This window comes from Micromonospora sp. NPDC049201 (genome assembly GCF_055586805.1).
Map to the genome: position 1 here is coordinate 409,724 of NZ_JBVJHM010000002.1, position 23,575 is coordinate 433,298.

General features: G+C 74.3%; 24 protein-coding genes and 1 riboswitch. Of the genes, 11 read left to right on the top strand and 13 right to left on the bottom strand.

Going from position 1 to position 23,575, the window contains the following annotated elements:
* Positions 1–22: 22 nt before the first annotated feature.
* Complete coding sequence (locus tag ACZ6O5_RS05725) at positions 23–850, bottom strand: NUDIX hydrolase (RefSeq protein WP_465974648.1); 828 nt, start codon at positions 848–850, stop codon at positions 23–25.
* Between the two features lie 80 nt (positions 851–930).
* On the opposite strand from ACZ6O5_RS05725, the gene ACZ6O5_RS05730 reads away from it, so the two are divergent.
* Positions 931–1,527, top strand: coding sequence for a HEAT repeat domain-containing protein (locus ACZ6O5_RS05730; protein ID WP_465974650.1), 597 nt, complete (start codon positions 931–933; stop codon positions 1,525–1,527).
* Between the two features lie 15 nt (positions 1,528–1,542).
* Here ACZ6O5_RS05730 and ACZ6O5_RS05735 read toward each other — a convergent pair whose 3' ends face one another.
* Both ACZ6O5_RS05735 and ACZ6O5_RS05740 read right to left on the bottom strand, forming a co-directional pair.
* Positions 1,543–1,797: a flavin reductase gene (locus ACZ6O5_RS05735; RefSeq protein ID WP_465974652.1), complete on the bottom strand. Its 255-nt coding sequence runs from the start codon at positions 1,795–1,797 to the stop codon at positions 1,543–1,545.
* Positions 1,794–2,177 carry a hypothetical protein gene (locus tag ACZ6O5_RS05740; protein ID WP_465974654.1) on the bottom strand — a complete coding sequence of 128 codons (384 nt, stop codon included), beginning with the start codon at positions 2,175–2,177 and terminating at the stop codon, positions 1,794–1,796. Before ACZ6O5_RS05740 ends, ACZ6O5_RS05735 begins: the two co-directional genes overlap by 4 nt.
* Before the next feature lie 198 nt (positions 2,178–2,375).
* Between ACZ6O5_RS05740 and ACZ6O5_RS05745 the strand changes: the two genes are divergently transcribed.
* Genes ACZ6O5_RS05745 through ACZ6O5_RS05755 form a run of 3 tightly spaced genes read left to right on the top strand, consistent with a single transcriptional unit; the run spans position 2,376 to position 4,353 of the window.
* A complete protein-coding gene (locus tag ACZ6O5_RS05745; RefSeq protein ID WP_465974656.1) occupies positions 2,376–3,143 on the top strand; it encodes a Scr1 family TA system antitoxin-like transcriptional regulator in 768 nt (255 codons plus the stop codon).
* Entirely contained in the window at positions 3,134–3,325 is a 192-nt protein-coding gene (locus tag ACZ6O5_RS05750; RefSeq protein WP_465974657.1) for a DUF397 domain-containing protein, read from the top strand. The genes ACZ6O5_RS05745 and ACZ6O5_RS05750 overlap by 10 nt, the downstream gene beginning before the upstream one ends.
* Positions 3,326–3,384: 59 nt before the next feature.
* The gene (locus tag ACZ6O5_RS05755; protein WP_465974659.1) at positions 3,385–4,353 is read left to right on the top strand and encodes a Gfo/Idh/MocA family protein; all 969 of its coding nucleotides are present in this window, start codon (positions 3,385–3,387) and stop codon (positions 4,351–4,353) included.
* An 81-nt stretch (positions 4,354–4,434) separates the two neighbouring features.
* Here the strand turns inward: ACZ6O5_RS05755 and ACZ6O5_RS05760 are convergent, their stop codons facing one another.
* The 4 genes from ACZ6O5_RS05760 to ACZ6O5_RS05775 form a co-directional block, all read right to left on the bottom strand.
* Positions 4,435–5,439, bottom strand: coding sequence for an inorganic phosphate transporter (locus ACZ6O5_RS05760; protein ID WP_281938419.1), 1,005 nt, complete (start codon positions 5,437–5,439; stop codon positions 4,435–4,437).
* Between the two features lie 4 nt (positions 5,440–5,443).
* The gene (locus ACZ6O5_RS05765) at positions 5,444–6,070 is read right to left on the bottom strand and encodes a DUF47 domain-containing protein (protein WP_089157475.1); all 627 of its coding nucleotides are present in this window, start codon (positions 6,068–6,070) and stop codon (positions 5,444–5,446) included.
* A 120-nt stretch (positions 6,071–6,190) separates the two neighbouring features.
* Positions 6,191–7,171, bottom strand: a complete 981-nt coding sequence (locus ACZ6O5_RS05770; protein WP_465974662.1) for a PPK2 family polyphosphate kinase — start codon at positions 7,169–7,171, stop codon at positions 6,191–6,193.
* 71 nt (positions 7,172–7,242) lie between these two features.
* On the bottom strand, positions 7,243–7,749 hold the full coding sequence (locus ACZ6O5_RS05775) for a DUF402 domain-containing protein (RefSeq protein WP_107160545.1): 507 nt from the start codon (positions 7,747–7,749) through the stop codon (positions 7,243–7,245).
* A gap of 124 nt (positions 7,750–7,873) precedes the next feature.
* On the opposite strand from ACZ6O5_RS05775, the gene ACZ6O5_RS05780 reads away from it, so the two are divergent.
* Positions 7,874–10,006 carry an ATP-dependent DNA helicase gene (locus tag ACZ6O5_RS05780; RefSeq protein WP_465974664.1) on the top strand — a complete coding sequence of 711 codons (2,133 nt, stop codon included), beginning with the start codon at positions 7,874–7,876 and terminating at the stop codon, positions 10,004–10,006.
* Positions 10,007–10,058: 52 nt separating this feature from the next.
* Here the strand turns inward: ACZ6O5_RS05780 and ACZ6O5_RS05785 are convergent, their stop codons facing one another.
* The gene (locus ACZ6O5_RS05785; protein ID WP_465974666.1) at positions 10,059–11,387 is read right to left on the bottom strand and encodes an AI-2E family transporter; all 1,329 of its coding nucleotides are present in this window, start codon (positions 11,385–11,387) and stop codon (positions 10,059–10,061) included.
* A gap of 126 nt (positions 11,388–11,513) precedes the next feature.
* Here ACZ6O5_RS05785 and ACZ6O5_RS05790 point away from each other — a divergent pair, with 126 nt between their 5' ends.
* Positions 11,514–11,861 (top strand): GroES family chaperonin, encoded by a 348-nt coding sequence (locus tag ACZ6O5_RS05790; RefSeq protein ID WP_465974668.1) that lies wholly within the window; start codon positions 11,514–11,516, stop codon positions 11,859–11,861.
* 81 nt (positions 11,862–11,942) lie between these two features.
* Positions 11,943–12,110: a hypothetical protein gene (locus tag ACZ6O5_RS05795; protein ID WP_199199902.1), complete on the top strand. Its 168-nt coding sequence runs from the start codon at positions 11,943–11,945 to the stop codon at positions 12,108–12,110.
* Positions 12,111–12,125: 15 nt separating this feature from the next.
* On the opposite strand, the gene ACZ6O5_RS05800 is transcribed toward ACZ6O5_RS05795, so the two are convergent.
* Positions 12,126–13,571 carry a PrsW family intramembrane metalloprotease gene (locus ACZ6O5_RS05800; RefSeq protein WP_465974670.1) on the bottom strand — a complete coding sequence of 482 codons (1,446 nt, stop codon included), beginning with the start codon at positions 13,569–13,571 and terminating at the stop codon, positions 12,126–12,128.
* A 23-nt stretch (positions 13,572–13,594) separates the two neighbouring features.
* A riboswitch (SAM riboswitch) is annotated at positions 13,595–13,716 on the top strand.
* A gap of 44 nt (positions 13,717–13,760) precedes the next feature.
* Here ACZ6O5_RS05800 and ACZ6O5_RS05805 point away from each other — a divergent pair.
* On the top strand, positions 13,761–15,032 hold the full coding sequence (locus ACZ6O5_RS05805) for an aminotransferase class V-fold PLP-dependent enzyme (protein ID WP_465974672.1): 1,272 nt from the start codon (positions 13,761–13,763) through the stop codon (positions 15,030–15,032).
* 13 nt (positions 15,033–15,045) lie between these two features.
* Here ACZ6O5_RS05805 and ACZ6O5_RS05810 read toward each other — a convergent pair whose 3' ends face one another.
* A complete protein-coding gene (locus ACZ6O5_RS05810; RefSeq protein ID WP_465974674.1) occupies positions 15,046–16,278 on the bottom strand; it encodes an FUSC family protein in 1,233 nt (410 codons plus the stop codon).
* Between the two features lie 69 nt (positions 16,279–16,347).
* Here ACZ6O5_RS05810 and ACZ6O5_RS05815 point away from each other — a divergent pair, with 69 nt between their 5' ends.
* Positions 16,348–16,983: an HD domain-containing protein gene (locus ACZ6O5_RS05815; protein WP_465974676.1), complete on the top strand. Its 636-nt coding sequence runs from the start codon at positions 16,348–16,350 to the stop codon at positions 16,981–16,983.
* Here the strand turns inward: ACZ6O5_RS05815 and ACZ6O5_RS05820 are convergent.
* Entirely contained in the window at positions 16,909–17,259 is a 351-nt protein-coding gene (locus ACZ6O5_RS05820; RefSeq protein WP_465974678.1) for a DUF4031 domain-containing protein, read from the bottom strand. The two genes, ACZ6O5_RS05815 and ACZ6O5_RS05820, sit on opposite strands and share 75 nt — an antisense overlap.
* Before the next feature lie 31 nt (positions 17,260–17,290).
* Here ACZ6O5_RS05820 and ACZ6O5_RS05825 point away from each other — a divergent pair, with 31 nt between their 5' ends.
* Positions 17,291–18,691, top strand: coding sequence for an FAD-binding oxidoreductase (locus tag ACZ6O5_RS05825; RefSeq protein ID WP_465974680.1), 1,401 nt, complete (start codon positions 17,291–17,293; stop codon positions 18,689–18,691).
* Between the two features lies 1 nt (position 18,692).
* On the opposite strand, the gene ACZ6O5_RS05830 is transcribed toward ACZ6O5_RS05825, so the two are convergent.
* Both ACZ6O5_RS05830 and ACZ6O5_RS05835 read right to left on the bottom strand, forming a co-directional pair.
* Positions 18,693–19,202, bottom strand: coding sequence for a hypothetical protein (locus tag ACZ6O5_RS05830; RefSeq protein WP_465974682.1), 510 nt, complete (start codon positions 19,200–19,202; stop codon positions 18,693–18,695).
* Positions 19,203–19,269: 67 nt separating this feature from the next.
* Positions 19,270–21,072 (bottom strand): glycerol-3-phosphate dehydrogenase/oxidase, encoded by a 1,803-nt coding sequence (locus ACZ6O5_RS05835; protein ID WP_465975036.1) that lies wholly within the window; start codon positions 21,070–21,072, stop codon positions 19,270–19,272.
* Positions 21,073–21,140: 68 nt separating this feature from the next.
* On the opposite strand from ACZ6O5_RS05835, the gene ACZ6O5_RS05840 reads away from it, so the two are divergent.
* Positions 21,141–23,549, top strand: a complete 2,409-nt coding sequence (locus ACZ6O5_RS05840) for a S8 family serine peptidase (RefSeq protein WP_465974684.1) — start codon at positions 21,141–21,143, stop codon at positions 23,547–23,549.
* Positions 23,550–23,575 lie beyond the last annotated feature (26 nt).

The following is a 23,575-nucleotide window of genomic DNA, read 5'->3' on the forward strand; positions in this document are numbered from 1 at the left end:
GGGCCCCGCTTAACAACCACGCTCAGCGCAACACGAAGCGCGGCTCGGCGCCGTCCAGATCCTCGATGTGCGGCACGATCGGCGTACCCGGTTCGCGTTCCGCGGCGGCCCGCGCCACGCCGGCGAGGTCGCCGGCGGCGGCTATCTCGCCGAGCGTGACCATGGTCGGCGGCAGCATGGTCAGCTCGCCCGCCTCCGCCCGGGCCAGCGCGTCCGCCGGGCGGAGCCACAGCGTGTGGTCGGCCTCGCCGGAGACGTCCCGGGTCCGCTGCCCCTCGGGCAGCAGGGCGACGAAGAAGTACGTGTCGAAGCGGCGCGGCTCGAACTCCGGCGTGATCCACCGGGTCCACGGCAGCAGCAGGTCCGACCGGAGCGTGAGCCCGCGTCCGGCCAGCAGGTCGGCGAAGCCGGTACGCCGACCCACCAGGTCCTGCCGGGCGGCCTCCCAGTCGTCGCCGCTGACGTCACCGACCACGGTCGTCTCGTCCGGACCGGCCAGCAGCACGCCCGCCTCCTCGAAGACCTCGCGGGCGGCGGCGCAGACCACCGCCTGGGCATCCGCCGGGTCGAGCCGGAACCGCTCACCCCAGGCCGCCGGTGTCGGCCCGGCCCAGCCGAGGTGCGCCTCCGAGTCGGACCGGTCCACCCCGCCACCGGGAAACGCGTACATCCCGCCGAACGTCATCGCCGCCACCCGCCGGATCAGGTAGACCTCGAAGTCGTCGCCGGCCGGGCGCAGCAGCAGCACGGTGGCGGCGACCCGGGGCACCGCGGGCTCGCCGCCCTCGGCGTGGAACCGGCGGGCGTGCTCCACCAGGGCGGGGGGTACGGCGAAGCCGTCGATCGTCATGCGCCGAGCCTAGGCCCTGCCTCCCGGATCATGTTCGGACGCAGGCGCCCGCCCGGCCCGACCAATGACACCATGGGCCGATGACCGATGGCCTCGATGCCGTGATCGCCAAGGTTCTCGACTGGGAGCCCGGGGCCGACGAAGCCCTGACCGCCGCCGGGCTGACCGGAGCGAGACGTGTCTTCGACCTCTACTACGGTAGGGCCACGGCGAACCTGGTCACGAGCGCCACCGGCCGGGAGCTGGCCGACGGCTGGTCGGCCGCCCTGCACATCGCCGCCTCGATCGCGCCCGAGGAGTTCCTCGCCCAGATGCCGAGCCGCGTCGGCACCACGGAGATCGTGATCCTCGGCGACATCAACGATCCCCGCGCTACGCACATCCTCTGCGAGCAGGCTCGGCACAAGGACTTCCTGCACCGCGTCAACGCCGTCAGGGCACTGGCCAAGCACACCGGCCCGGCGAGCCGAGCGGCGGTCGAGCAGGCCCTCGCCGATGAGGATCTCGTGGTGCGCAGTGCGGCGATCCGCTGCGTCGCCGACGCGGATCCCAACCGGGGCAGGATCTTGTACGAGGCATTCCTGGGAGAGCCTCGCCTCACCCCCCTCCTGCGGCAGGAGACGCGGAAGACGTTGTCCCACCTGCGTGAAGGCACTCCGATACCGCCTCACCCGTGACGATGGCGGCCGGATTCAGCTCGGCGGAGACGGCGAGGTCCTCGGCGACCCGCCCCGCCGCGTCCAGCCGAGGAACCGGGCCCGGAGGGTCACCGGATCCTCGCCGATGAGCTGCCCGGCGGCCTCCGCCTGAAGTGCCGCCAGGTAGACCGCGAGTGTCAGCCGGTCGTCGCCGTACTCGGCCAGCAGCGTGCGACGGGCGGCGTCGCAGGGCCACGACTGGCCGCAGGTGTCGCAATGCCAGGCGGGACGCCGGGCGACGTGGCTCATCGCAGCCTCAGCGCGATGGCCCGCGCCTCGTCGTCGTTCAATGGCAGGAACCACAGGAAGCGCTTGACGATCTCGGGCGGGGTCGGGCCGTCCGCCCGGCCACGAAGGTCGCGAATGGCCCGCCGGGTCAGCCGGCTGAACTCAGGAATCAGCGTCGCGCGGCGGACGGCGTCCGTCGGGGCGGCGCGCAGCGTCGGGCACGGCCAGTCGTGGCCGCAGCGCGCGCAGATCCAGGCCGGGCCGTCCGCCATGTGTGCCGAGAGCGGAACAGCAGAGGTACGCGGAGACCATCGCGACTCCGGCGCGGTGTTCTTCGACCGCTCCGGGCTGCGGCGGGGTACGGCACTAGTCGGTCCTGGCATGGGCTTCTCGTCGGGCATGGCGCTCCCCTAGTCGGACGATCAGGGAGGGGCCGCCGCCCGAGTGCTCGCTCACCGCGACGGCCCCGCGCGACGCGACCGCCGGGCTCCGCCTCCACCAGCCGCGCCACCTCTGAGCAACTGTGCTTTGAGTGGTGAGACATTTACACCGCGTAGGGATATGGTAATGAGACATCTAAGACATGCGATGGAGGGGCCATGAACGATGCTTTGCGTGCCGCCCTGCATCAGACGAGTCAAACCGTTGAATCACTTGCCTCTCAGGTCGGAGTTGATCCGAAGACGGTCGGCCGTTGGCTGACCGAGGATCGGATTCCGCATCCGAGCCATCGCACTGCTGCGGCCGAAGCGCTCGGTCGATCCACATCTGACATTTGGCCGGACACTTCCAGACGTCGCGAGCCAGCATGGTTCAGACCTTGGCAGGAGATCGAACGGGAGGCCGTGGCGCTCCGCTGGTTCGAGTCGCTGGTCCTGCCCGGTCTCCTCCAGACGGAGGCGTACGCCCGTGCCGTGCTCAGCGGCGCGGGCCTGATTCCCCGGGCTGACGTCGAGCGCCACGTGGCCGCTCGGCTTGCCCGCCAGAACGTTCTCCGCCGCGACGACCCACCGCTGTTCACGGCCGTTGTGGACGAAGCCGTGCTCCGGCGGCCCGTCGGCGGCCGAGAAGTCATGCGCGAGCAGATCCTGACCGTGATCGAGGCCTGCGCTGAACCCCACATCAGGATTCACGTGGTTCCCGCATCCGTCGGCGCGTACGCGGGACTGAACGGTCCGTTCGTCATCGCCACCTGCTCCGACCATCGGACCGCCGGCTACCTCGACAACCAGTTGCAGGGACAAGTGGTTAGCGCGCCGGACGAGGTGGCCGCGATACTGACGGCGTGGGAAGCCGTTCGCGGTGAGGCTCTCGCACACTGGCAGTCGGTCGAACTTCTGAGGGAAGTGGCGGAGACATGGACCTGAGCGACATGGAGTGGCGCAAGAGCAGTCGCAGCAGCGGCAACGGCGGGGCCTGTGTCGAGGTGGCCGACAACCTTGGCGGCGTGGTCGGCGTACGCGATTCGAAGGACCCGACCGGGCCGGCGCTGGTCTTTCCGGCGGCGTCGTGGCGGGTGTTCGTCGCGGAGGTCGCCGGCCGGGCCTGACGTCCCGACGGGTGGATCATGCTGCCGGTGAACAAGCCGGACGGGATAGCGTTCCGGGCATGACGCGTTGGGGAATCCTGGCCACCGGACACATCGCCGCCTGCTTCGCCACCGACCTGCGCCTGGTGCCGGACGCCGAACTGGTGGCGGTCGGGTCGCGTACCCGGGAGAGCGCCGAGACGTTCGCGCGGCGGTTCGACGTGCCGCGGGCGTACGCCTCCTGGGCCGAACTGGCCGCGGACCCGGACCTGGACGCGATCTACGTGGCCACGCCGCACGCCGCGCACCACGAGGCGGCGCTCGCCTGCCTGGCCGGCGGCAAGGCGGTGCTGGTGGAGAAGCCCTGCACGCTGGACCTGCCCACCACCGTCGAGTTGGTGGAGACGGCGCGCGAGCGCGGGCTCTTCTTCATGGAGGCCATGTGGATGCGGACGAATCCGCTGGTCCTGCGCGTGCTGGAGCTGATCTCCGACGGCGCGATCGGCGAGGTCACCCACGTCCGGGCCGACTTCGGGGTGGCCGGGCCGTTCCCGCCGGAGCACCGGATGCGGGCCCGTACGCTCGGCGGCGGCGCGCTGCTGGACCTCGGCGTCTACCCGCTGAGCCTGGCCCATCTGGTGCTCGGTATGCCACAGCACGTGCAGGCGTGGGCCCGGCTGGGCCCGGAGGCGGTGGACGAGAACACCGGCATGGTCCTGGGCTGGGACTCCGGCGCGGTGGCCACGCTGAGCTGCGGCATGGTCGGCGCCACCGCGATCACCGCGTCGATCACCGGCACCACCGGCCGGATCGATCTGCCGGAGCCGTTCTTCCGGCCCGGGTCGGCGGTGCTGCACCGGCTCGGCGCCGAGCCGGAGACGATCCCGGCGGACCTGACCGGTGGCGGCTACCAGTACGAGGCGATCGAGGTGGGGCGCTGCCTGGCGGCCGGGCTGACCGAGAGCCCGCTGGTGCCGCACGCCACCACGCTGGAGATCATGACTTTGATCGACGACATCAAGGCCCGGATCGGCGTCTCCTACGCATGAAGGAGGGGCCCCTTCTTAACTCCAGGCGTTAAGAAGGGGCCCCTGCTCTACCGGAGGCGTTAAGAGGGGGCCCCTCCTTCGCTAGAACAGCGGGCGGACCAGCAGGTACGCGAGGCAGGCGATGGCCGCCGCCGCCGGGAACGTGATGATCCACGCGATCACGATGTTGCCGGCGACGTTCCAGCGGACCGCGGAGAGCCGCTTGGTCGCGCCGACACCCATGATCGCCGAGGTGATCGTGTGGGTGGTGGAGATCGGGGCCTTGAGCACCAGCGCGTTGAAGTAGAGCACCGCGCTGGCCACGGTCTCGGCCGCGAAGCCCTCCGCCGGGCCCAGGTCGATGATCTTCCGGCCCAGGGTCCGGATGATCCGCCAGCCGCCCGCGTACGTGCCGAGCGCCAGCATCGTCGCGGAGGTCCAGAACACCCAGCCCGGGATGTGCGTCTTGCTTTCCTGGAAGCCGCCGGTGTAGAGCGCCAGCACGATGATGCCCATGGTCTTGGCGGCGTCCTGCATGCCGTGGCCGACCGACATGGCGGCGGCGGACGCGGTCTGCGCCCAGCGGAAGCCGCGGTTGAGCTTGCCCGGCTGCCCCTTCCGGAACAGCCACATGATCGCCAGCATCACCAGGAAGCCGAGGACCAGGCCGACCACCGGGGAGAGCACCATCGGGAGGAGCACCTTCTCCACGATGTTGCCCCACTGGACGATGCCGTCGGCGGCGAACAGGGTCGCGCCGACCAGGCCGCCGAAGAGCGCGTGCGACGAGGAGGAGGGCAGGCCGAAGTACCAGGTGATCAGGTTCCAGGCGATCGCGCCGAGCACGCCGGCGAAGACCACGCCGAGGCTCTCCACCCCGGTCGGGAGCGTGACCAGGCCGTCGCCGACCGTCTTGGCGACCCCGGCGCCGAAGTGCGCGCCGACGAAGTTGCCGACGGCGGCCAGGCCGAGGGCGATCCGGGGTGTCAACGCCCGGGTCGAGATGCTGGTGGCGATCGCGTTGGCCGCGTCATGGAAGCCGTTCGTGTAGTCGAACGCCATGGCGACCGCGATCACCGCCAGTACGGCGATGAGTTCGGGGCTCACAGGATCAGGACTCCTTGACCGCGATGGTCTCGACGGTGTTGGCGACGTGCTCGAAGGCGTCGCAGGCGGCCTCCAGCTCGTCGGCGACCTCCTTCATCTTCAGCACCGTGAGCGCGTCGTACTCGCCGGAGAAGAGCCGGACCAGCAACATCCGGTACGCCTGGTCGCCGTCGTTCTCCAGCCGGTTGCACTCGATCCAGTAGTCCTCGAGATCCTTCATCGACTTCAGCCGGGGCATCGCCTCGGCGGTGAGCTTGGCCTGCTGGTCGAGCACGTTGACCAACTCGTGCAGCTCGCGCGGGAGCGACGGCAGCTTGGTCAGGCCGTACAGGTAGAGCAGGTTGCCGACCGCCTCCAGGTGGTCCATCACGTCGTCGAGCAGCGAGCCCAGCCGGTAGATGTCCTCCCGGTCGAACGGCGTGATGAAGGTGGAGTTGATCTTCTTGTAGAGGTCGTGCGTGATCTGGTCGCTGTCGTGCTCGACCTCGGTCAGCCGCTCGCTGATCGACTGCACGTCGGCGCCGGGCAGGCCCAGCTCGTTGAGCAGGTCGGTCCCCTTCACCAGGTTCTGCGCGGCCCTGGTGAAGAGCTCGTAGAAGGCGCCCTCGGTGGGACGGAAGGAAAACTTCACAGCACGGACCTCGTCGTGTCGGTGGAAGGGTGGCCGTCGCCTGGCAAGGCGCCTGCTCTGGGCATGCTAGGGACCCGGTGGAACCGGGCATCGACCGGCCCACCCCTGGTCAGACCCGATTCACCGCTCGTTCACCTGCTGTTCACCTGAGTGCTCGAAGCCCTGGTCACGCAACCGGTCACGCTCCCGTTCCACGTCGAAATCGGCAGCCGGATACCCGAGATCCAAGCCGTCGAACGTCTCGCGCAGCAGGTGGGCCAGCGCCCAGTCGCGGTACCACTTGCGGTCCGCCGGCACCACGAACCAGGGCGCGGCGTCCGTGCCGCAGCGCTCCAGCGCCTCGGCGTACGCGGCCTGGTAGTCGTCCCACCGGGCCCGGGTGTCCAGGTCGCTCGGGTTGTACTTCCAGTGCTTCGTCGGGTCGGTCAGCCGCTCCATCAGCCGCTCACCCTGCTCGGCGTAGGAGATGTGCAGCATGACCTTGACCACGGTGACCGCCTGCTCGGTCAGCTCCCGCTCGAAGTCGTTGATGATCTCGTAGCGGGACCGCCAGGTGGCCTCGTCGACCAGCCCTTCCACCCGCGCGATCAGCACGTCCTCGTAGTGCGAGCGGTTGAACACGCCCACGTAGCCCGGGGGTGGCAGCGCCCGCCGGACCCGCCACAGGAAGTCGTGCCGCAACTCCTCCTCGGTGGGCGGGCCGAACGAGCGGATGTGCAACCCGAGCGGGTTCATCGCGCCGGCCACCCGCTTCACCGCGCCGTCCTTGCCGCCGCAGTCCATCGCCTGGAGCACCAGCAGCACCCGGCGCGGCCGACCCGCACCCAGGTGCGCCCCGGCCTGGACGGGCGCGCTGGTGGCACTGCCCGGGCCGGCGGCGACCTGGGCGGCGGCGTACAGCATCTCCTGCTGCCGGGCCAGCTCCGCACCGACCAGTTCGACCTGGCCACGGGCCCATTCCTTGCGCGCCGAACCACGACCGGCCGCCTTCGGCAGCCCCGGCGTCGAGCGGGGGTCCACGGCCGTCAGGTCCATCGACCCCGGCCCCACCCGCAGCAGTTCCCGCATCGGCCCGTCCTCGGGCCCCACCACCCCAGTCATTCCCCGATCCTCACCCGCCGGGACCGATCATGGGTACGGAGCGTCCGAGAGGTCCGCTACGTGCTTTTTGTTCAGACCACCAGGGCCAACCACTTCCGGTACGAGGTGGCGAACGGCTCGGTGCCGTCGCCGAGCGCGCCGAGCAGCCAGCGGGACGCCGCCTCCGCCTCGGCGACCAGGTCGTCCGGGTAGTTCCACCGGGCCCGGTGCTCGGCGAACTCGTCCTCGTCGCGCAGCTCGACCAGGCCGGTCTCGCGGCGGCGCACCACGTCCAGGTCGAGGTCGACCAGGTGGACCGTCTCGTCGCCCTCCCACCGGGCCGGAGTGGCGATGTCGCAGTAGACCTCGCTGGTGCGCGGCGGTGGGTTGAACATGCCCGTCCACCAGGCGTTCCGGGGCACCAGCAGGACGAACGGAATCTGCTCGACCGACGGCCGGCCGTGGTAGACCGACTCGGTGCCGGCCGGTACGCCGAGCCAGATGCCGAGGTCGTCCTCGGCGAGCCGACGGGCCGGGTAGTCGCGGTGGGCGCTGCCGTCGTACTTGCGGTAGATCACGCGGACCACATCGCTCGGCATGCCTGGCACCCTAACCGATTCCGGCCACGCCACGCGATCGGCAGGTAACCGGACGCGACCCGGCACCGCGCCACGCCGCCGGAGCGGCCGGACCGGCGTCGGTGCCGGCGGGTACGGTCGCACGGTGAGCCCGTCCCGCACCGCCACCCCCGTCCCGAAGAAGCGCCGGAGTGGCCGCGCGAGCGGCACGGAGCTGCTGGCCGCCGCGGTCGGCGCGGTCCCGGGCGGCGCGACCCGGCCCGGCCAGCAGCTCATGGCCGAGGCGATCGAGCGCAGCATCGCCTCCGGCGAGCACCTGCTGGTGCAGGCCGGCACCGGCACCGGCAAGTCCCTGGCCTACCTGACGCCGGCGCTGACCGTGGACGGCCCGGTGGTGGTCTCCACCGCCACGCTGGCGTTGCAGTCCCAGCTCGTCGACCACGACCTGCCCCGGCTGGCCGACGCGGTCGAGCCGGTGCTCGGCCGTCGACCCACGTTCGCCGTGCTGAAGGGCCGGCACCACTATCTCTGCCTGGCCCGGTTGGACAGCTCCGTCGAGGACGAGCCGGAGGACGCGCTGTTCGACGCGCCCCGGCCCGGCGGCACGAAGTGGCTCGGCGAGGCGGGCCGGCTGGGCAAGCAGGTGCAGCGGCTGCGCGACTGGGCGGAGGAGACCGCCACCGGCGACCGCGACGAGCTGGATCCGGGCGTCGACGACCAGGTCTGGCGCAGCGTCTCGATGCCGGCCCGGGAGTGTGTCGGCGCGAGCCGCTGCCCGTTCGGGCAGGAGTGCTTCGCGGAGGCGTCGCGGGCCCGCGCCCGGGAGGCCGACCTGGTGGTGACCAACCACAGCCTGCTCGCCGTGGACATGCTCGCCGGACGGCACATCGTGCCCCCGCACCGCCTGCTCGTGGTGGACGAGGCGCACGAGCTGGCCGACCGGGTCTCCTCGGCGGCCCAGGCCGAGCTGGTGCCGGAGCTGATCGACAGGTCCACCCGCCGCGCCCGGCCGCTGCTGCGCCCCGACCACGCCGACCGGCTCACCGAGGCCGGCGACGCGCTGGCCGTGGGGCTGGCCGAGGCGCCCGCCGGTCGGCTCACCGCCGGCCTGCCGCCCGCGCTGCGCGAGGCGTGCACGTTGCTCGACTCGGCGACCCGGGCCGCGCTGGAGGCGATCGGCGACGTGAAGGCCGACGACCCCGACCCGGTCCGCAAACAGCAGGCCAAGGCGGTGCTGGACGAGCTGTCCACCACCGCCCAGCGGTTGCTGGAGGAGGGCGACCACGACGTGGCCTGGGTGGAGAAGCCGGAGAACGGCAGCCGCCGGGCACTTGTGGTGGCGCCGCTGTCGGTGGCCGGCACGCTCGCCACCCACCTCTACGACGAACGCACCGTGGTCGCCACCTCGGCCACGCTGGCGCTGGGCGGGCGCTTCGACACGGTGGCCCGGGCGCTCGGGCTGGACGCGCCGCCACCCGCCCCGCCCTCGCCGGCCGCCGCCGCGGCGGCCACCGCTGCCGCCGCCGGCCGCGGCACCGACCCGGCGCCGGTGGCGAGCACCGAGGGCAGCCGGGCGGCGATCGGCACCGTGCCGGCCACCGAGGGTCCGGGCTGGCGGTCGCTCGACGTCGGCTCGCCGTTCGACTACGCCCGGCAGGGCATCCTCTACGTGGCCGCGCACCTGCCCCGCCCCAGCGTCTCCGGGCTGCCCACGGCGGCCGGCGAGGAACTGCTGGCGCTGGTCGGCGCGCTCGGTGGGCGTACCCTCGGGCTCTTCTCCTCCCGGCGGGCCGCGCAGCAGGCGGCGGAGCTGCTGCGCGCGCGGACCGACCTGCCCGTGCTGCTCCAGGGCGAGGAGGCGTTGCCGCTGCTGGTCCGCCGCTTCCGGCAGGAGCGGGAGAGCTGCCTGTTCGGGGTGATGTCGCTCTGGCAGGGGGTGGATGTGCCGGGCGACGCCTGCCAGCTCGTGGTGATCGACAGGCTGCCGTTCCCCCGGCCCGACGAGCCGCTCGCCGCGGCCCGGGCGGCGGCGGTGGACGCGGGCGGCGGCTCCGGGTTCGCGGCGGTCAGCGTGCCGATCGCGGCGGTCCGGCTGGCGCAGGGCGTGGGTCGGCTGATCCGGGCCACCGGCGACCGGGGTGTGGTGGCGGTGCTCGACTCCCGGCTGGAGACGGCACGCGGCTACGGCCCGTTCCTGCGCCGCTCGCTGCCCCCGTTCTGGTACACGACCCGGCCCGAGGTGGCCCGGGGCGCGCTGGAACGGCTGGCCAAGAGCTGACGCCCGCGCCTCCCCGGGCGGGGTGACGCGGGCGTCGGCGGATCGGGCCGGGTCAGGGCGCCTGGGAGGCGACCACCACGGCGTCCGGCGGGGTGTCCGGCACGGTACGCGCGGCGAGCCGGCGGACCGCGGTGTTGAGCACGGCGATCAGCGGCACCGAGACCAGCGCGCCGGCGATGCCGGCCAGCACCACCCCGGCGGCGATGCCGATGATCACGGCGAGCGGGTGGATGGCCACCGCGCGGCCCATGATCAGCGGCTGGAGCACGTGGCCCTCGATCTGCTGCACGCCGACCACCACGCCCAGGATGATCAGGGCGGTCACCGGGCCGCTGTCGACCAGCGCGACCAGCACGGCCACCACGCCGGACAGGAACGCGCCGACGATCGGGATGAACGCGCCCAGGAAGACCAGCGCGGCCAGCGGGAACGCGAACGGGATGTCGAAGATGACCAGGAAGATGCCGATGCCCACGGCGTCGATGAACGCGACAAGCACGGTGGCCCGCACGTACGCGCCGAGCGTCGCCCAGGACGCGCGCCCGGCGTCGTCGACCTTCCAGCGCGCGGCCACCGGCAGCAGCCGGACCAGGAACCGCCAGATGTTGTTGCCGTCGCGCAGGAAGAAGAACGTCGCGAAGAGCACCAGGACGGTGCCGGTGAGCACCTCGGCGAGCGTCGCGGCGGTGCTGAGCGCGCCGCTGGTGAACCGTTCGGTGTTGCCGTTGATCCAGGCCTGCGCCTCGTTGATGTAGCGGTCGAGCTGGCTGTCGGACAGGTGCAGCGGCCCGGTCTTGAGCCAGTCCTGGATCTGCCGGACGCCCTGCGAGGACTTCTCGCTCAGCTCCGGCACACCCTGGATGAACTCGTTGACCACGAGCGTGAGCGTGCCAATCACCGCCGCCAGGCCGCCGACCAGCACCACGCCGGTCGCCAGCGAACGGGGGAACCGGGCCTTCAGCAACCAGCCGACCGCCGGGGCGAGCAGCGCCGAGAGCAGCAGCGCGACGGTCAACGGGATGATCACGATGCTGATCGTGCCGACGATCTTGAGGAGTGCCCAGGTGACGATGCCGATCACGATCAGCCGCCAGCACCAGGCGGCGGCGATGCGCAGCGCGTGCGGCACCTCGGTGTCGTCCCGGCTGACCGTCGAGGAGTGCATCGCGGCCGGCGGCGGGGCACCCACCACGGCCGCCGACGGCGACGCCACCGGACCCGGCGAGGTCGGCGACGCCACGCCCGCGTCCGCCGGCGTCGGGTCGTCCTCGTACCGGCGGGACCGGGCCGACTCACGGCCTGTCTCGTACGCGCGGCGGAGCCGTCCGCGCATCCGCTCGAAGCGGCTCAAGCGCACCTCCCGCACAGTTGACCCACCCATGTCACAGGGGGGGACAGGATACGTCCGACCGCCCCACCCTAGGGCGCTCCCGCCACACATTGCCCCGCCGCCGCTCCCGGCAACCACGACGGAAGCCGCCGCTCGGCACGCGGTAGCGTCTGGCGTGTGACCGCCGACCAGAGTCTCGACGCCGGGCTGCCCATCCGCCTGCTGCACGATCGCGTGCTGGTGCGTACCGAGGGTAGTGAGGGGGAACGCCGCTCCACCGCCGGCATCGTGATCCCGGCGACCGCGGCGGTCGGCAAGCGGCTCGCCTGGGCCACGGCGGTCGGCGTGGGGCCGCACGTGCGCTCGATCGTGTCCGGGGACCGGGTGCTCTTCGACCCGGACGACCGCTCCGAGGTCGAGCTGCACGGCCGGGCGTACGTGCTGCTGCGCGAGCGCGACGTGCACGCGGTGGCGGCGGAACGGGTGGAGGACAGCGCGACCGGCTCCACCGGGCTCTACCTCTAGTCCGCCGCCCCTCCCCCGGCGCCGTTTGCGGCGCTGCCCGGCGGGAAGCCCAGGCACCTCAGTGCGCCCTGGGGAGGGACCATGCCGATCGTGATCAAGAGGATTCTCGCCTGGGGGTTCCTCGCGTTCCTGATCTACTTCATGGCGTTCCGGCCGGACGGCGCGGCGCAGCTGTTCCGGGGGATCGGGGCCGCGCTGATGGCCATCGCCCAGGGGCTCGGCGACTTCCTCACCGGCCTCATGGCCTGACCCCGACCGTGCGGCTCAGCCGTGCGGGTGCCAGGCGTGCGGGCCGTAGCCCGGGGGCGGCGGCGGGGCCAGCACCACCGGGATCGGCACCACCGGCTCGTCCGGCGCCTCGACGGCCCGCCGGGACCCGTCCGGGAACCGCAGGTGGTAGCGCTGCCCGTCCCAGACCCCGACCGGCGCCTGCGGATCACGACCGACGAAGAACGACCGGTACGCGGCGATCGCGTCCAGCAGCTCCCGTTCCTCCCGTGCCGTCCGGTCCCGCTCGGCGGGCTTGCGGTCCAGCCCTCGGCGCATCCCGTCGCGCAGCAGCGCCAGCCGGGTCGCGGCGAACTGGTAGCCGCGCATCGCCTTCACGCCGCCGTCGCCGGCCACCCGCCGGGCCCAGGTGCGGGCCGCGTGCCGCCGGCCCAGGCTGCCCAGCGCCGCCACCTCGGGCGGGGTGAGCCAACCGGCCCGGACGTAGTCGGGCAGCGTGCGCTCGGTGAGCCGGCCCTCCCAGGCCCGCAGCCAGACGGCCAGCCCCACCATGCCGAAGAAGATGGGCACCATGACGCCGAGGTAGCCGTAGAGCACGATCACCTGCTGCCCGGTGGCCTGGGCCAGGGACGGCAGCAGGTTCCAGGTGCCGTGCAGCATCATGGCCAGCAGCAGGCCGGCGAGCGGGGCGAGGATCCGCACCCGCCGGTCGGCGGTCCGCGCGGCGACGCCCAGCCCGACGCCGGTCATCGAGGTGAACAGCGGGTGGGCGAAGCCGAAGAGCAGGATCCGCACGATGAAGATCGCGATCACCTGCTGCGCCCCGGTGGCCGGGCCGTACTCCTCCACGCCGGTGCGGTAGCCGTATCCGCCCAGGTAGAGAATGTTCTCGACCATGGCGAAGCCGACCGCGGACAGCCCGCAGTAGACCAGCCCGTCGGTGATCCCGGAGATCTCCCGGCGCCGGAAGATCAGCAGCAGGATCGGGCCGGCCGCCTTGGTCAGCTCCTCGATGAACGGCGCGACGAGCACGGCGGTCAGCGCGGCGGGCAACCCGCGGTCCTCGAACAGTCGCGCGCCGGTCTCGTTGACCAGCAGCGAGATGGCGGTGGAGACGAACGCGCCCCAGGCGAAGCAGAAGATCAGGTATTTCAGCGGCTCGGGTTCGTAACGGTCGAGCCAGAGGAAGCAGGACACCAGCACCGGCACCGGCAGGATCGCCGCGATCACGCCGACCAGCAGTGCGTCCGCGCCCAGGCTCTCGCCCAGCGTGAAGACCATGAACAGCGCGCCGGCCGCGATCAGCAGCACCACCGCGGCCAGCGCCAGGAAGCGCCGCCAGCCGAGCCGGCGCAGCGGCATGCGCGGCGTCGACGCCCCGGGCGGCGGGACGGCGGGCGCGGGCGGCGGCGGTGCTCCGCCGGGCGGGGTGACGGCCATGCGGTCAGCGTAGCCACACTCGCCCCACTGGTCCGGCCGCATCGTGACGGCTATGCTACCGGGCAGGTCACGAGCGCCAGCGTCAAGCCCCGGCTTGCTGGCCGGCAACCCTCGTCGAGTTCGCGGTGGGGTGCCCCGGGTGATGACCGGGCCCAGCGCCGCGTCGCGTGCTGGGCAAGCGCGGACCCCGTCCCGGCACCCCGGGGTCCCCTGTGACCCGGAGGCTCCGCCATGACCGTCACCCTCGTACCCGCCCTCCCCACGCTGCCCGTTCCGGTCCGGCCGGACCCGCTCGGCGTGCTCGGCGTACCGGGAGAGATCAACCTGGACCACGCCGCCAGCGCGCCGTGCGCGCGGGCCGCGGCCGACGCGGTGGCCGAGCTGCTGCCCTGGTACGCGAGCGTGCACCGCGGCGCGGGCGCGCTGTCCCGGCGCTGCACGCTCGCCTACGAGCGGTCCCGGCAGACCGTGGCGGACTTCGTCGGCGCGCGTCCCACCGACCACGTGATCTTCACCCGGAACACCACGGACGCGGTGAACCTGCTGGCCCGGGCGCTGCCGGCCGGCACCACTGTGGTCACGTTCGGCGGGGAGCACCACGCGAACCTGCTTCCCTGGCCACGCGGCTCGGTCCGGCTGCCGGTGCCGGACAGCCCGGCCGGCGCGGTCCGGTCGCTGAGCCTGGCGCTTGCCGAGCTGGCCCGTGACGCCCGGCCCGGCCGGCCGGTGCTGGTCGCGGTGACCGGCGCCAGCAACGTCACCGGCGAGTGCTGGCCGGTCACCGAGCTGGCCCGGGTGGCCCACCGGTACGGCGCGCGCATCCTGGTCGACGCCGCGCAGCTCGCCCCGCACGCCCCGGTCGACGTGGCCGCGTCGGACGTGGACTACGTGGCGCTCTCCGGCCACAAGCTGTACGCCCCGTTCGGCGCCGGCGTGCTGGTCGGGCGCGCGGACTGGCTGGACGCCGCCGCGCCGTACCTGGCCGGCGGCGGGGCCACGGGTCACGTAGGCGCGGCCACCCACGACGTGCGGTGGGTGACCGGCCCGGCCCGGCACGAGGGCGGCACGCCGAACCTGCTCGGCGCGGTGGCGCTGGCGGCGGTCTGCGCGGCGTTCACGGCGGCGGACCGGACCGCGCTGCACGCCCGGGAGCAGGCGCTGCTGTCCCGGCTGCGGTCCGGCCTGGCCGCGCTGCCGGACGTGGTGGAGCTGCGCACGTTCGGCCCGGACGCGCCCCGGGTGGGCATCGTCAGCTTCGTGGTCGCCGGGCGGGACTCCGCCGAGGTGGCCGCGCACCTGGCGGCCCGGCACCGGATCGGCGTGCGGGACGGCCTGTTCTGCGCCCACCCGCTGACCCGCCGCCTGCTGACCGAGGCCGCCGCCCGCTCGGCCCGCACCGACCTGCCACCCACCGCGCTGCGCGCGAGCCTCGGCCTGGGCACCACCGCCCACGAGATCGACACCCTGCTGACCGCGCTGGCCGCCCTGGCCCGCCCCCGCTGACCCCGGGTGGGGGTCAGCCGACCGGCGGGGCGGTGGGGGACGCGTCGGCGGGCTGGTCCTTTCCGTGGAACGCCTGCCGGACCAGGCGGTTCGCCTCCTCCTGGTCGATGCCGGACGCCACCATCAGGTCGCTGGCGGTGGTCCGCACCTGGGCGATCACCACGCTGCCGGAGAAGCCCACCCCCTCGGCGTACGCCCGGCTGGCCTCGCTGACCGCCCGCAGCACCCGCTCCCGGGCCTGTTCCGGCTCCTCGCCGACGGCGAACTCGTGCCGGAGCAGGCGTACCGACTCGGCGAGGTGGGCGACGGAGTCGGGCATCGGCTCGGGGATCGACTCCTCGTCCTCGATCATGGTGACCGCGCGGCGGATCAGCGTGCCGCTGTTGCGCATCGCCCGGTCGATCGGCTCGGCCGCCTCCGCGTAGTGGGTCAGCTCGCTGCGCCGGTGCCAGCGGGCCGGCGAGATGGTGATGGTCTCCTTCGCGCCCTCGATGGCCTCGCTGAGCGCGGCCAGCTCCTCCTTGTTCTCCCGGAGCCGGAACAGCGCCCGCTGGGCCGCGCCCCGGTCCCGGTTGCGCAGCGCCTCGGCGCACACGTCGAGCTGCTCGGCCAGCAGGTCCAGCGCCGGCCGGGCGGCCCGGTTGATCACCCGGAGCGGGTTGAGCGGCAGCAGGACGGCGGTCACCAGCAGCGCGATGCTGCCGCCGATGAAGGCGTCGACGAAGCGCGGGAACTCCAGGTTCTGGGTGGACGGGCTGAGCGTCACGATCAGCACCGCGGTGGCCGCCGCCTGGATCACGATGGCCACGCTCGCCCCGGCGAAGATGGTCAGCAGGATCGCCGAGGTCACCACCAGCGCGAGCTGCCAGGCACCGGTGCCGAGGAAGTAGATCAGCACGTCGCCGACGAGGACGCCGACCGCCACCCCGATGATCAGCTCGACGGTACGCCGGAACCGCTGCCCCACCGAGGCGGCGAGCGTGCCCACCGCGGAGATCGGGGCGAACACCGGTTGCGGGTTGTGCAGCAGCCGGTGCGAGACCAGGTACGCCAGGCCGGCCGCGAGCCCCGCCTGCAACGCCAGGCCGAACGCGGTCCGGACCCGGTGCAGCCGGTCGTGCAGCGTGGCCTTGCTCCGGTGGCGCAGCTCGTCCATCGCGGCGGCGATCCGTGGCCCGTCGAGGTCACCCAGCGCTTCGCGCGTCGTCAAGCGCCGCAGGAACGGCGGTCGTCGGTCCTGGGCCATGGCGGGTACTACCCGCCCCGTCCCCGGTGAATCCTCGCCCCGACGACGGAGTGGGGCAGACTGCACCGGATGGACGAGCTGACGACGCGGTGGCGGGCGACGGCCCGGGCGGCCGGCGCGACCGACCCGGACGCCGTGGCGCGGGCCGGGGCGCGGCTGCTGGCCGGCTGGCGGGAGCCGCACCGACACCACCACACGGAGGATCACCTGCGGGCGGTGCTCGACGTGGTCGACGCGTACGCCGATCGGGCCCGCCGCCCGGACCTGGTCCGGCTCGCGGCGTGGTGCCACGACGCGGTCTACGACCCGCGGGCCGGCGGCGACGCCAACGAGCGGGCCAGCGCCGACCTGGGCGACGCGCTGCTCACCGCCGCCGGGCTGCCGACCGCGGCGGTGACCGGGGTACGCCGCCTGGTGCTGCTCACCGCCGGCCACGCGGTCGGACCGGACGACCCGGACGGCGCGTTGCTCTGCGACGCCGACCTGGCGGTGCTGGCCGCCGCGCCGGACGACTACGACAGGTACGCCGCCGCGATCCGCCGCGAGTACGCCCACGTGTCCGAGCCGGACTTCCGCGCCGGCCGGGCCGCCGTGCTGCGGCACCTGCTGGCCCTGCCGGCGCTCTTCCGGCTACCCGAGCCGCACGCCCGCTGGGAGGCGCCCGCCCGCGCCAACCTGACCCGGGAGCTGAGCACGCTGAGCTGAGACCGGCGCGGCCGAGGCGAAGACGTGTTTCGGGCGGCGCAGGCCGCCGGCGCGCAGCAGGCGGACGATCTCGCGGGACGGGACCACCGTCGCGCCCAGCCAGACCGCCACCCGGAACCGCTCGGCGGGCAGGTCGTAGTGGTCCCGGTCGAAGCCGCGCCGGCCGGCGCCGAGCAGCTCGGCGAAGGCGTGCAGCTCCGCGAAGGAGACGTCGCTGATCAGGTGCGACCAGAGCCGGCCGCGCCAGGGCACCGCGGGCGGGTCCAGGTAGAGCATCGTTCCAAAGTACGCCGGTAGCCTTCCCGGCATGGCTGCCCATCCCCTCCTCGACGAACTGCGGGACGCGCTCGGCGAGTCCGCCGTGCTGACCGACCCGGACCTGCTGGCCGGGCACGAGCGGGACGAGGCCGACCTGTGCGCCTCGGGCACCCCGCTGGTGGTGGTCCGCCCCCGGGACACCGCGGGCGTGGTCGCGGCGGTACGCGCGGCGGGCCGGCACGGCGTACCGGTGGTGCCGCAGGGCGCCCGGACCGGGCTGGCCGGCGCGGCGAACGCGGTGGCCGGCGCGCTGGTGGTGAGCACGGTGGCGATGGACCGGATCGTGGAGATCGACCCGGTGGGCCGGATCGCCGTGGTGCAGCCCGGCGTGGTCAACGCCGCGCTGGCCGGGGCGGTGCGGGCGCGCGGGCTCTGGTACCCGCCGGACCCCGGTTCCTGGGAGTCGTCCACCATCGGCGGCAACGTGGCCACCAACGCCGGCGGCATGTGCTGCGTGAAGTACGGCGTGACCAGCGAGTACGTGCTCGGCCTGGAGGTGGTGCTCGCCTCCGGCGAGGTGCTGCGCACCGGCCGGCGCACCGCCAAGGGCGTCGCCGGGTACGACCTGACCCGGCTCTTCGTCGGCTCGGAGGGCACCCTCGGCGTGATCACCGAGGTGACCGTGGCGCTGCGCCCGCCGCCGGAGGCGGCACTGACCCTGGTGGCGGTCTTCGGCACCACGGCGGCGGCCGGCGGCGCGGTGGCCGGCATCGCCGAGCGGGGGCTCACCCCGAGCCTGCTGGAGCTGCTGGACCGAACGCACCTGCGGGCCATCGAGGCGTACCAGCCGATGGGGCTGCGGACCGACGCGGAGGCGCTGCTGCTGGCCGCGGTGGACACCGGCGGCCGGGCGGCCGACGACCTGGCCCGGATCGCCGAGGTGTGCACGACGGCCGGCGCCGACGAGGTCTGGGCGGCCACCGACGCGACCGAGGCCGCCGCGCTGCTCCAGGCGCGGCGGCTGGCCCACCCGGCGATGGAGCGGTTCGCCGCCGAGACGTTCCCGGCCGGCAACGGCGGCCTGGTCATCGACGACGTGGCGGTGCCCCGCGGCCGGCTGGCGGAGCTGCTGGACGGCGTGGCCCGGATCGCCGTCGCGTGTGACGTGCCGATCGGGGTGGTCGGGCACGCCGGCGACGGCAACATGCACCCGAACATCGTGGTCGACCGCGCCGACCCGGCCAGCCTGGAGCGGGGCCGGCGGGCCTTCGACGAGATCATGCGGCTCGGGCTGGACCTGGGCGGCACCTGCACCGGCGAGCACGGCGTCGGGCTGCTCAAGCGGGACTGGCTGGCGCGGGAGATCGGCCCGGTGGGTGTCCGGGTGCACCAGGCGATCAAGGCGGCGCTGGACCCGGCCGGGCTGCTCAACCCCGGCAAGGTGCTCTGACTCAGCCCTTGTCGTCGGCGGGCGTGGCCTGGGTGAGCAGCAGCAGCACCTCGTACGCCACCGGCGGCGCGGGCTCGCCCGGGCAGTCCTGGATGGTGACGGTCAGCCCCGGCGGGATCAGCAGCGTCGAGGTCAGCACGCCGATGCAGAGCTGCCGGTACCGCCGGGCCTGGTCGGTCTCCCGGGCCAGCGCCGGGTCGGCGAGCATCCGCTGCAACCGGGACGTCTGCTCCGGGTTCAGCGAGCCGGTCGCGTCGACGCCGTCACCGGCGCAGTCCCGGCACTGCCACCGGCCGGTCGGCTCCACGTCGAGCGTGCGGACCGGGCCGTCCCCGCCCAGCCGCTGCATCAGGGTGACGAGGTTCCCGGTCGGTGTCGGGGTGGCCGAGCCCTGCTGACCTGAGGTGGTGGCGCTCCCGGCGTCGCCGAGGAGCGCGCAGCCGGTCAGGGCGGTCGCCAGCAGGACGCCGACGGACAGGGCGGGGACGCGCGACCACGATGGGCGAACCACGCGGGAAACCTACACTTCCGTAGGTAGCGCGCACTAGCCGTCGAGCGGCCGTTAGGGGTAGGGCCGGCTAGCGAGGTGCGGCCGGGAGGTCGGTCCCCCGGTCGGCCGCGAAGCCCCGCACGTCGGGCGCGCCGAGCCGGGCCGCGTCGGCCCCGATGTCGTCCGGCATGAGCTGCGACGCCCGCTCGGCCTCCACCCGCGCCCGGTAGTGGGCGACCTCCCGGGCCCGGGTCGCCGCGTCCCAGCCGAGCACCGCGCCCATCAGCTCCGCGACGTGCTCCGCCGACTCCAGGCCGCGGTGGCTGGTCTCGATGGAGATCCGGGTACGCCGGGTGAGCACGTCCTCCACGTGCAACGCGCCTTCGGCCCGGGCCGCGTACGTGACCTCGGCGGCGAGGTACTCCGGCGCGCCGGCCAGCGGCGAGGCGAGCAGCGGATCGGCGTCGACCAGGGCGAGCAGGTCCAGGGTGAGCGTGCCGTAGCGCTCCAGCAGGTGCTCCACCACCCCGACCGGCACCTGGTGCCGGCGGGCCAGGTCGGCCCGGTCCCGCCACATGGCGGCGTACCCGTCGGCGCCGAGCAGCGGCAGGTCGGCGGTGCGCGACGGGCGGGTCCGGCCGAGCCGGCGCGCCGCGTGGTCGACCACGTCGGCGGCCATCACCCGGTATGTCGTGTACTTCCCGCCGGCCACCAGCAGCAGGCCGAGCATCGGCTCGACCACGGCGTGCTCCCGGGACAGCTTGGAGGTGGAGTCCGCCTCGCCGGAGAGCAGCGGGCGCAGCCCGGCGTAGACACCCTCGATGTCGGCGGTGGTCAGTGGCCGGTCCAGCACGGTGTTGACCTGCTCCAACAGGTAGTCGATGTCGCGTGCGGTGGCGGCCGGGTGGGACCGGTCGAGCTGCCAGTCGGTGTCGGTGGTGCCGATGATCCAGTGGCCGCCCCACGGGATGACGAAGAGCACGCTGGTGGCGGTGCGCAGGATCAGCCCGGTCTCGCCGACGATCGCCGAGCGCGGCACCACCAGGTGCACGCCCTTCGACGCCCGGACCCGCAGGCCGGGACGAAGCCCGACGTCGTTGAGCATCCGCGACATGTCGTCGCTCCACACGCCGGTCGCGGCGATCACGGTGCGGGCGCGGACCTCGAACTCGGCGTCCGGCGAACCGGCCGGCGCCTCCAGGTCACGCACCCGGACGCCGGTCACCTCACGGGCCTGGCGGATCAGCCCGACCGCCCGGGCACTGGTGACGACCGTCGCGCCGAGGCTGGCCGCGGTGCGGGCCAGCGTGACCACCAGGCGGGCGTCGTCGACCTGGCCGTCGTAGTAGCGGATCGCGCCGGCCAGCGTGTCGGGCCGCAGGCTGGGGAAGATCCGGCGGGCGCCCTCGCGGGTGAGGTGCCGGTGCAGCGGCATGCCGCGCCCACCGCCGAACAGTCCGGCGAACACGTCGTACGCGGCCACACCGAGCCCGTAGTAGGAGCGGCGGAGGACCCGCCGGGGCAGGTCGCGTACGCCGCCCTCGGCCGGCAACGGCACCAGGATCGGCACCGGGCGGACCAGGTGCGGGGCGAGCCGGGTGGCGAGCAGCCCGCGCTCGGTCAGCGCCTCGTGGACCAGGTGGAACTCCAACTGTTCCAGGTAGCGCAGGCCACCGTGGATCAGCTTGCTGGACCGGCTGGACGTGCCGGCCGCGTAGTCGCGCGCCTCCACCAGGGCGACCTTCAGCCCTCGGGACGCGGCGTCCAGCGCGGCGCCCGCCCCGGTCACCCCGCCGCCGATGACCAGCACGTCGAACCGCTCGGCGCGGAGCCGGCGCAGGTCGGCGGCGCGGCGCTCGGCGGAGAGCTGGCCGGCCTCGGATCGGGACACGTTGGGGTCGCGCACCCGTCCACGGTAGCCGTCCGCACGCCACGGCGACACGTCCCGGCCGTACCGTGATGACCATGCTGACCGGCCCGCCCGCTGCGCCCGTACCCCCGCCGCCGCCGCGCGAGACCGGGCCGTGGCCGGTCGTCGCGGCGGTCGCGGCCGGCGTCTGGGCGGTGCTGGTGACCGTGCCCGGCCAGGTCACCGGCTGGCTGGTCGACCAGGTCGTGCTGGTCACCGGGCTGGACCGCGCGGTGGCCGTCTGGCCGGTGGTCGCGGTGGCCACCGTGCTGCTGGTCGGCGCCCCGGTGCTGGCGTTGGCGCTGCTGCCGCGCTCCCCGGCGCTGCGGGCGGCCGGGCGGGCGTGGGCCGGCGGCGCGTTCACGCTGGGCGCGACGACGCTGCTCCGGGCGCTTCCGCCGGTGCACCACGAGGCGTACCTGGCGGCGCTGGCGGCGACCGCCGCGCTGCTCGCGCTCGCCGCCGCCCGGCTCGCCCGCCGCCGCCCGCCCACCCCGGCGGGTCGCGGGGGCGGGCGTCCCGGCGCGGTGACGTTGCTGGCGGTGGCCGCCGGGCTGGCGGTGCTGCTGCCCTGGGTGTGGGTGGGCGCGCTGGGCGGCGCGCTGGAGACGCTGCTCGCCGGCCTGGCCGCCGCCGCGTTCGGGATGGTGGCCGGCGTGCTGCTCGGCCCCGGGTTCTGGGCCGCGTTCGCCGCCGGGCCGACGCCCCGACCGGTCCGGCTGGTGCTGCTCGGCGGCCTGGTCGCGGGCGTCACGCTGACGATGCTGGCGGCCGGCGCGGGGCAGTCCGGCGCGCAGTTGCCGGGCCTGCTGCTGCTGCCGCCGCTCGGCTTCGTGCTGGCCGCGCTGGAGGCCGCGGCGCGACACGCCGGCCGCCCCGCCGGGGCCGCGCCGGCGCGCTGGCTGGTCGGCCTGGCGCTGGCCGGGCCGCTGGCCCTCACCGACCCGGAGGAGATCACGCTGCTGCTGGCCAGCAGTCGCGACGTGCCGTTCTGGGTCGCGGTGGGCACCGGCGCGGCGTTCGCGGTCGCGGTGCTGCTCGCCGTCGGGTACGCCGTGCTGCTCGCCCGTCGCCACGCCGGCGTGCCCCGGCGGGGGGTGGCCGGGCTGGCCGCCGGGGCCCTGCTGGCCGCCGTGGCGGTGGTGTACGTGGTCCCCGGCCAGCCGGGCCTGTACGGCGAGCGGCTGCTGGTGGTGCTGCGCGAGCAGGCGGACCTGAGCGGCCTGCCGGCCGGCGCGCCGGGCCGGGCGGGGCGGGACGCGCGGGCCGCCGAGGTCTACCGGCGGCTGGTGGCGACCGCCGACCGCACGCAGGGCGACCTGCGCCGCACGCTGACCCGGCTGCGCCTGAACCCGACGCCGTACTACCTGGTCAACGCCATCTCCACGGACGGCGGGCCGGCCCTCCGGGCGTGGTTGTCCGGCCGGCCCGAGGTGGCCCGGGTGCTCGTCGACCAGCGCCCGCGTCCGCTGCCCGCGGCGGCACCGCCGGCCCGCGGCGACACCCCGGCGCCGACCGGTCCCACCTGGAACGTGTCGCTGATCGGCGCGGACCGGGTCTGGTCGGAGCTGGGCGTGACCGGCGCCGGCGTGGTGGTGGGCAGCTCCGACTCCGGGGTGGACGGCCGGCATCCGGCGCTGGCACCCGGGTTCCGGGGCGGCGACGACTCCTGGTACGACCCGTGGGAGCACCGCCGCACGCCGGCCGACCGGGGCGGCCACGGCACCCACACGCTCGGCAGCGCGGTGGGCCGCGACGGGATCGGGGTGGCGCCCGGGGCGAGCTGGGTGGGCTGCGTCAACCTGGACCGCAACCTCGGCAGCCCGGCCCGCTACCTCGACTGCCTCCAGTTCATGCTGGCGCCGTTCCCGCCGGGCGGGAACCCGCTGACCGACGGCCGGCCGCGGCGTGCGCCGGACGTGCTGACCAACTCGTGGGGCTGCCCGCCGCTGGAGGGCTGCGATCCGGGGGCGCTGCGCCCGGCGACCGCCGCGCTGGCCGCGGCCGGCATCCTGGTGGTGGCCGCCGCCGGTAACACCGGCCCGAACTGCGGGTCGATCGTCGACCCGCCGGCGCCGTACCCGGACGTGCTCACGGTCGGCGCGGTCGACCGGGCCCGCCGGCTCACCGAGTTCTCCAGCCGGGGCCCGACCGGGGAGGCTCCCAAGCCCGACCTGGTGGCGCCCGGCGCGGCGGTGCCGTCGGCGTTCCCCGGCGGCGGGTACGCCACCCTGGACGGCACCTCGATGGCGACACCGCAGGTGGCCGGCGTGGTGGCACTGATGTGGTCGGCGAACCCGGCGCTGGTCGGGGACCTGGCTCGGACCCGCCGGATCCTCACCGAGACCGCCACGCCGGCCACCGCCCCGGCCGGTACCACCTGCGGCGGCACCCGGGACCTGGTCGGCGCCGGCCTGGTCGACGCGTACGCGGCGGTGCGGGCGGCGCGGAACGGTTAACAACCCTGCCGGAATGGCCTAGGGTC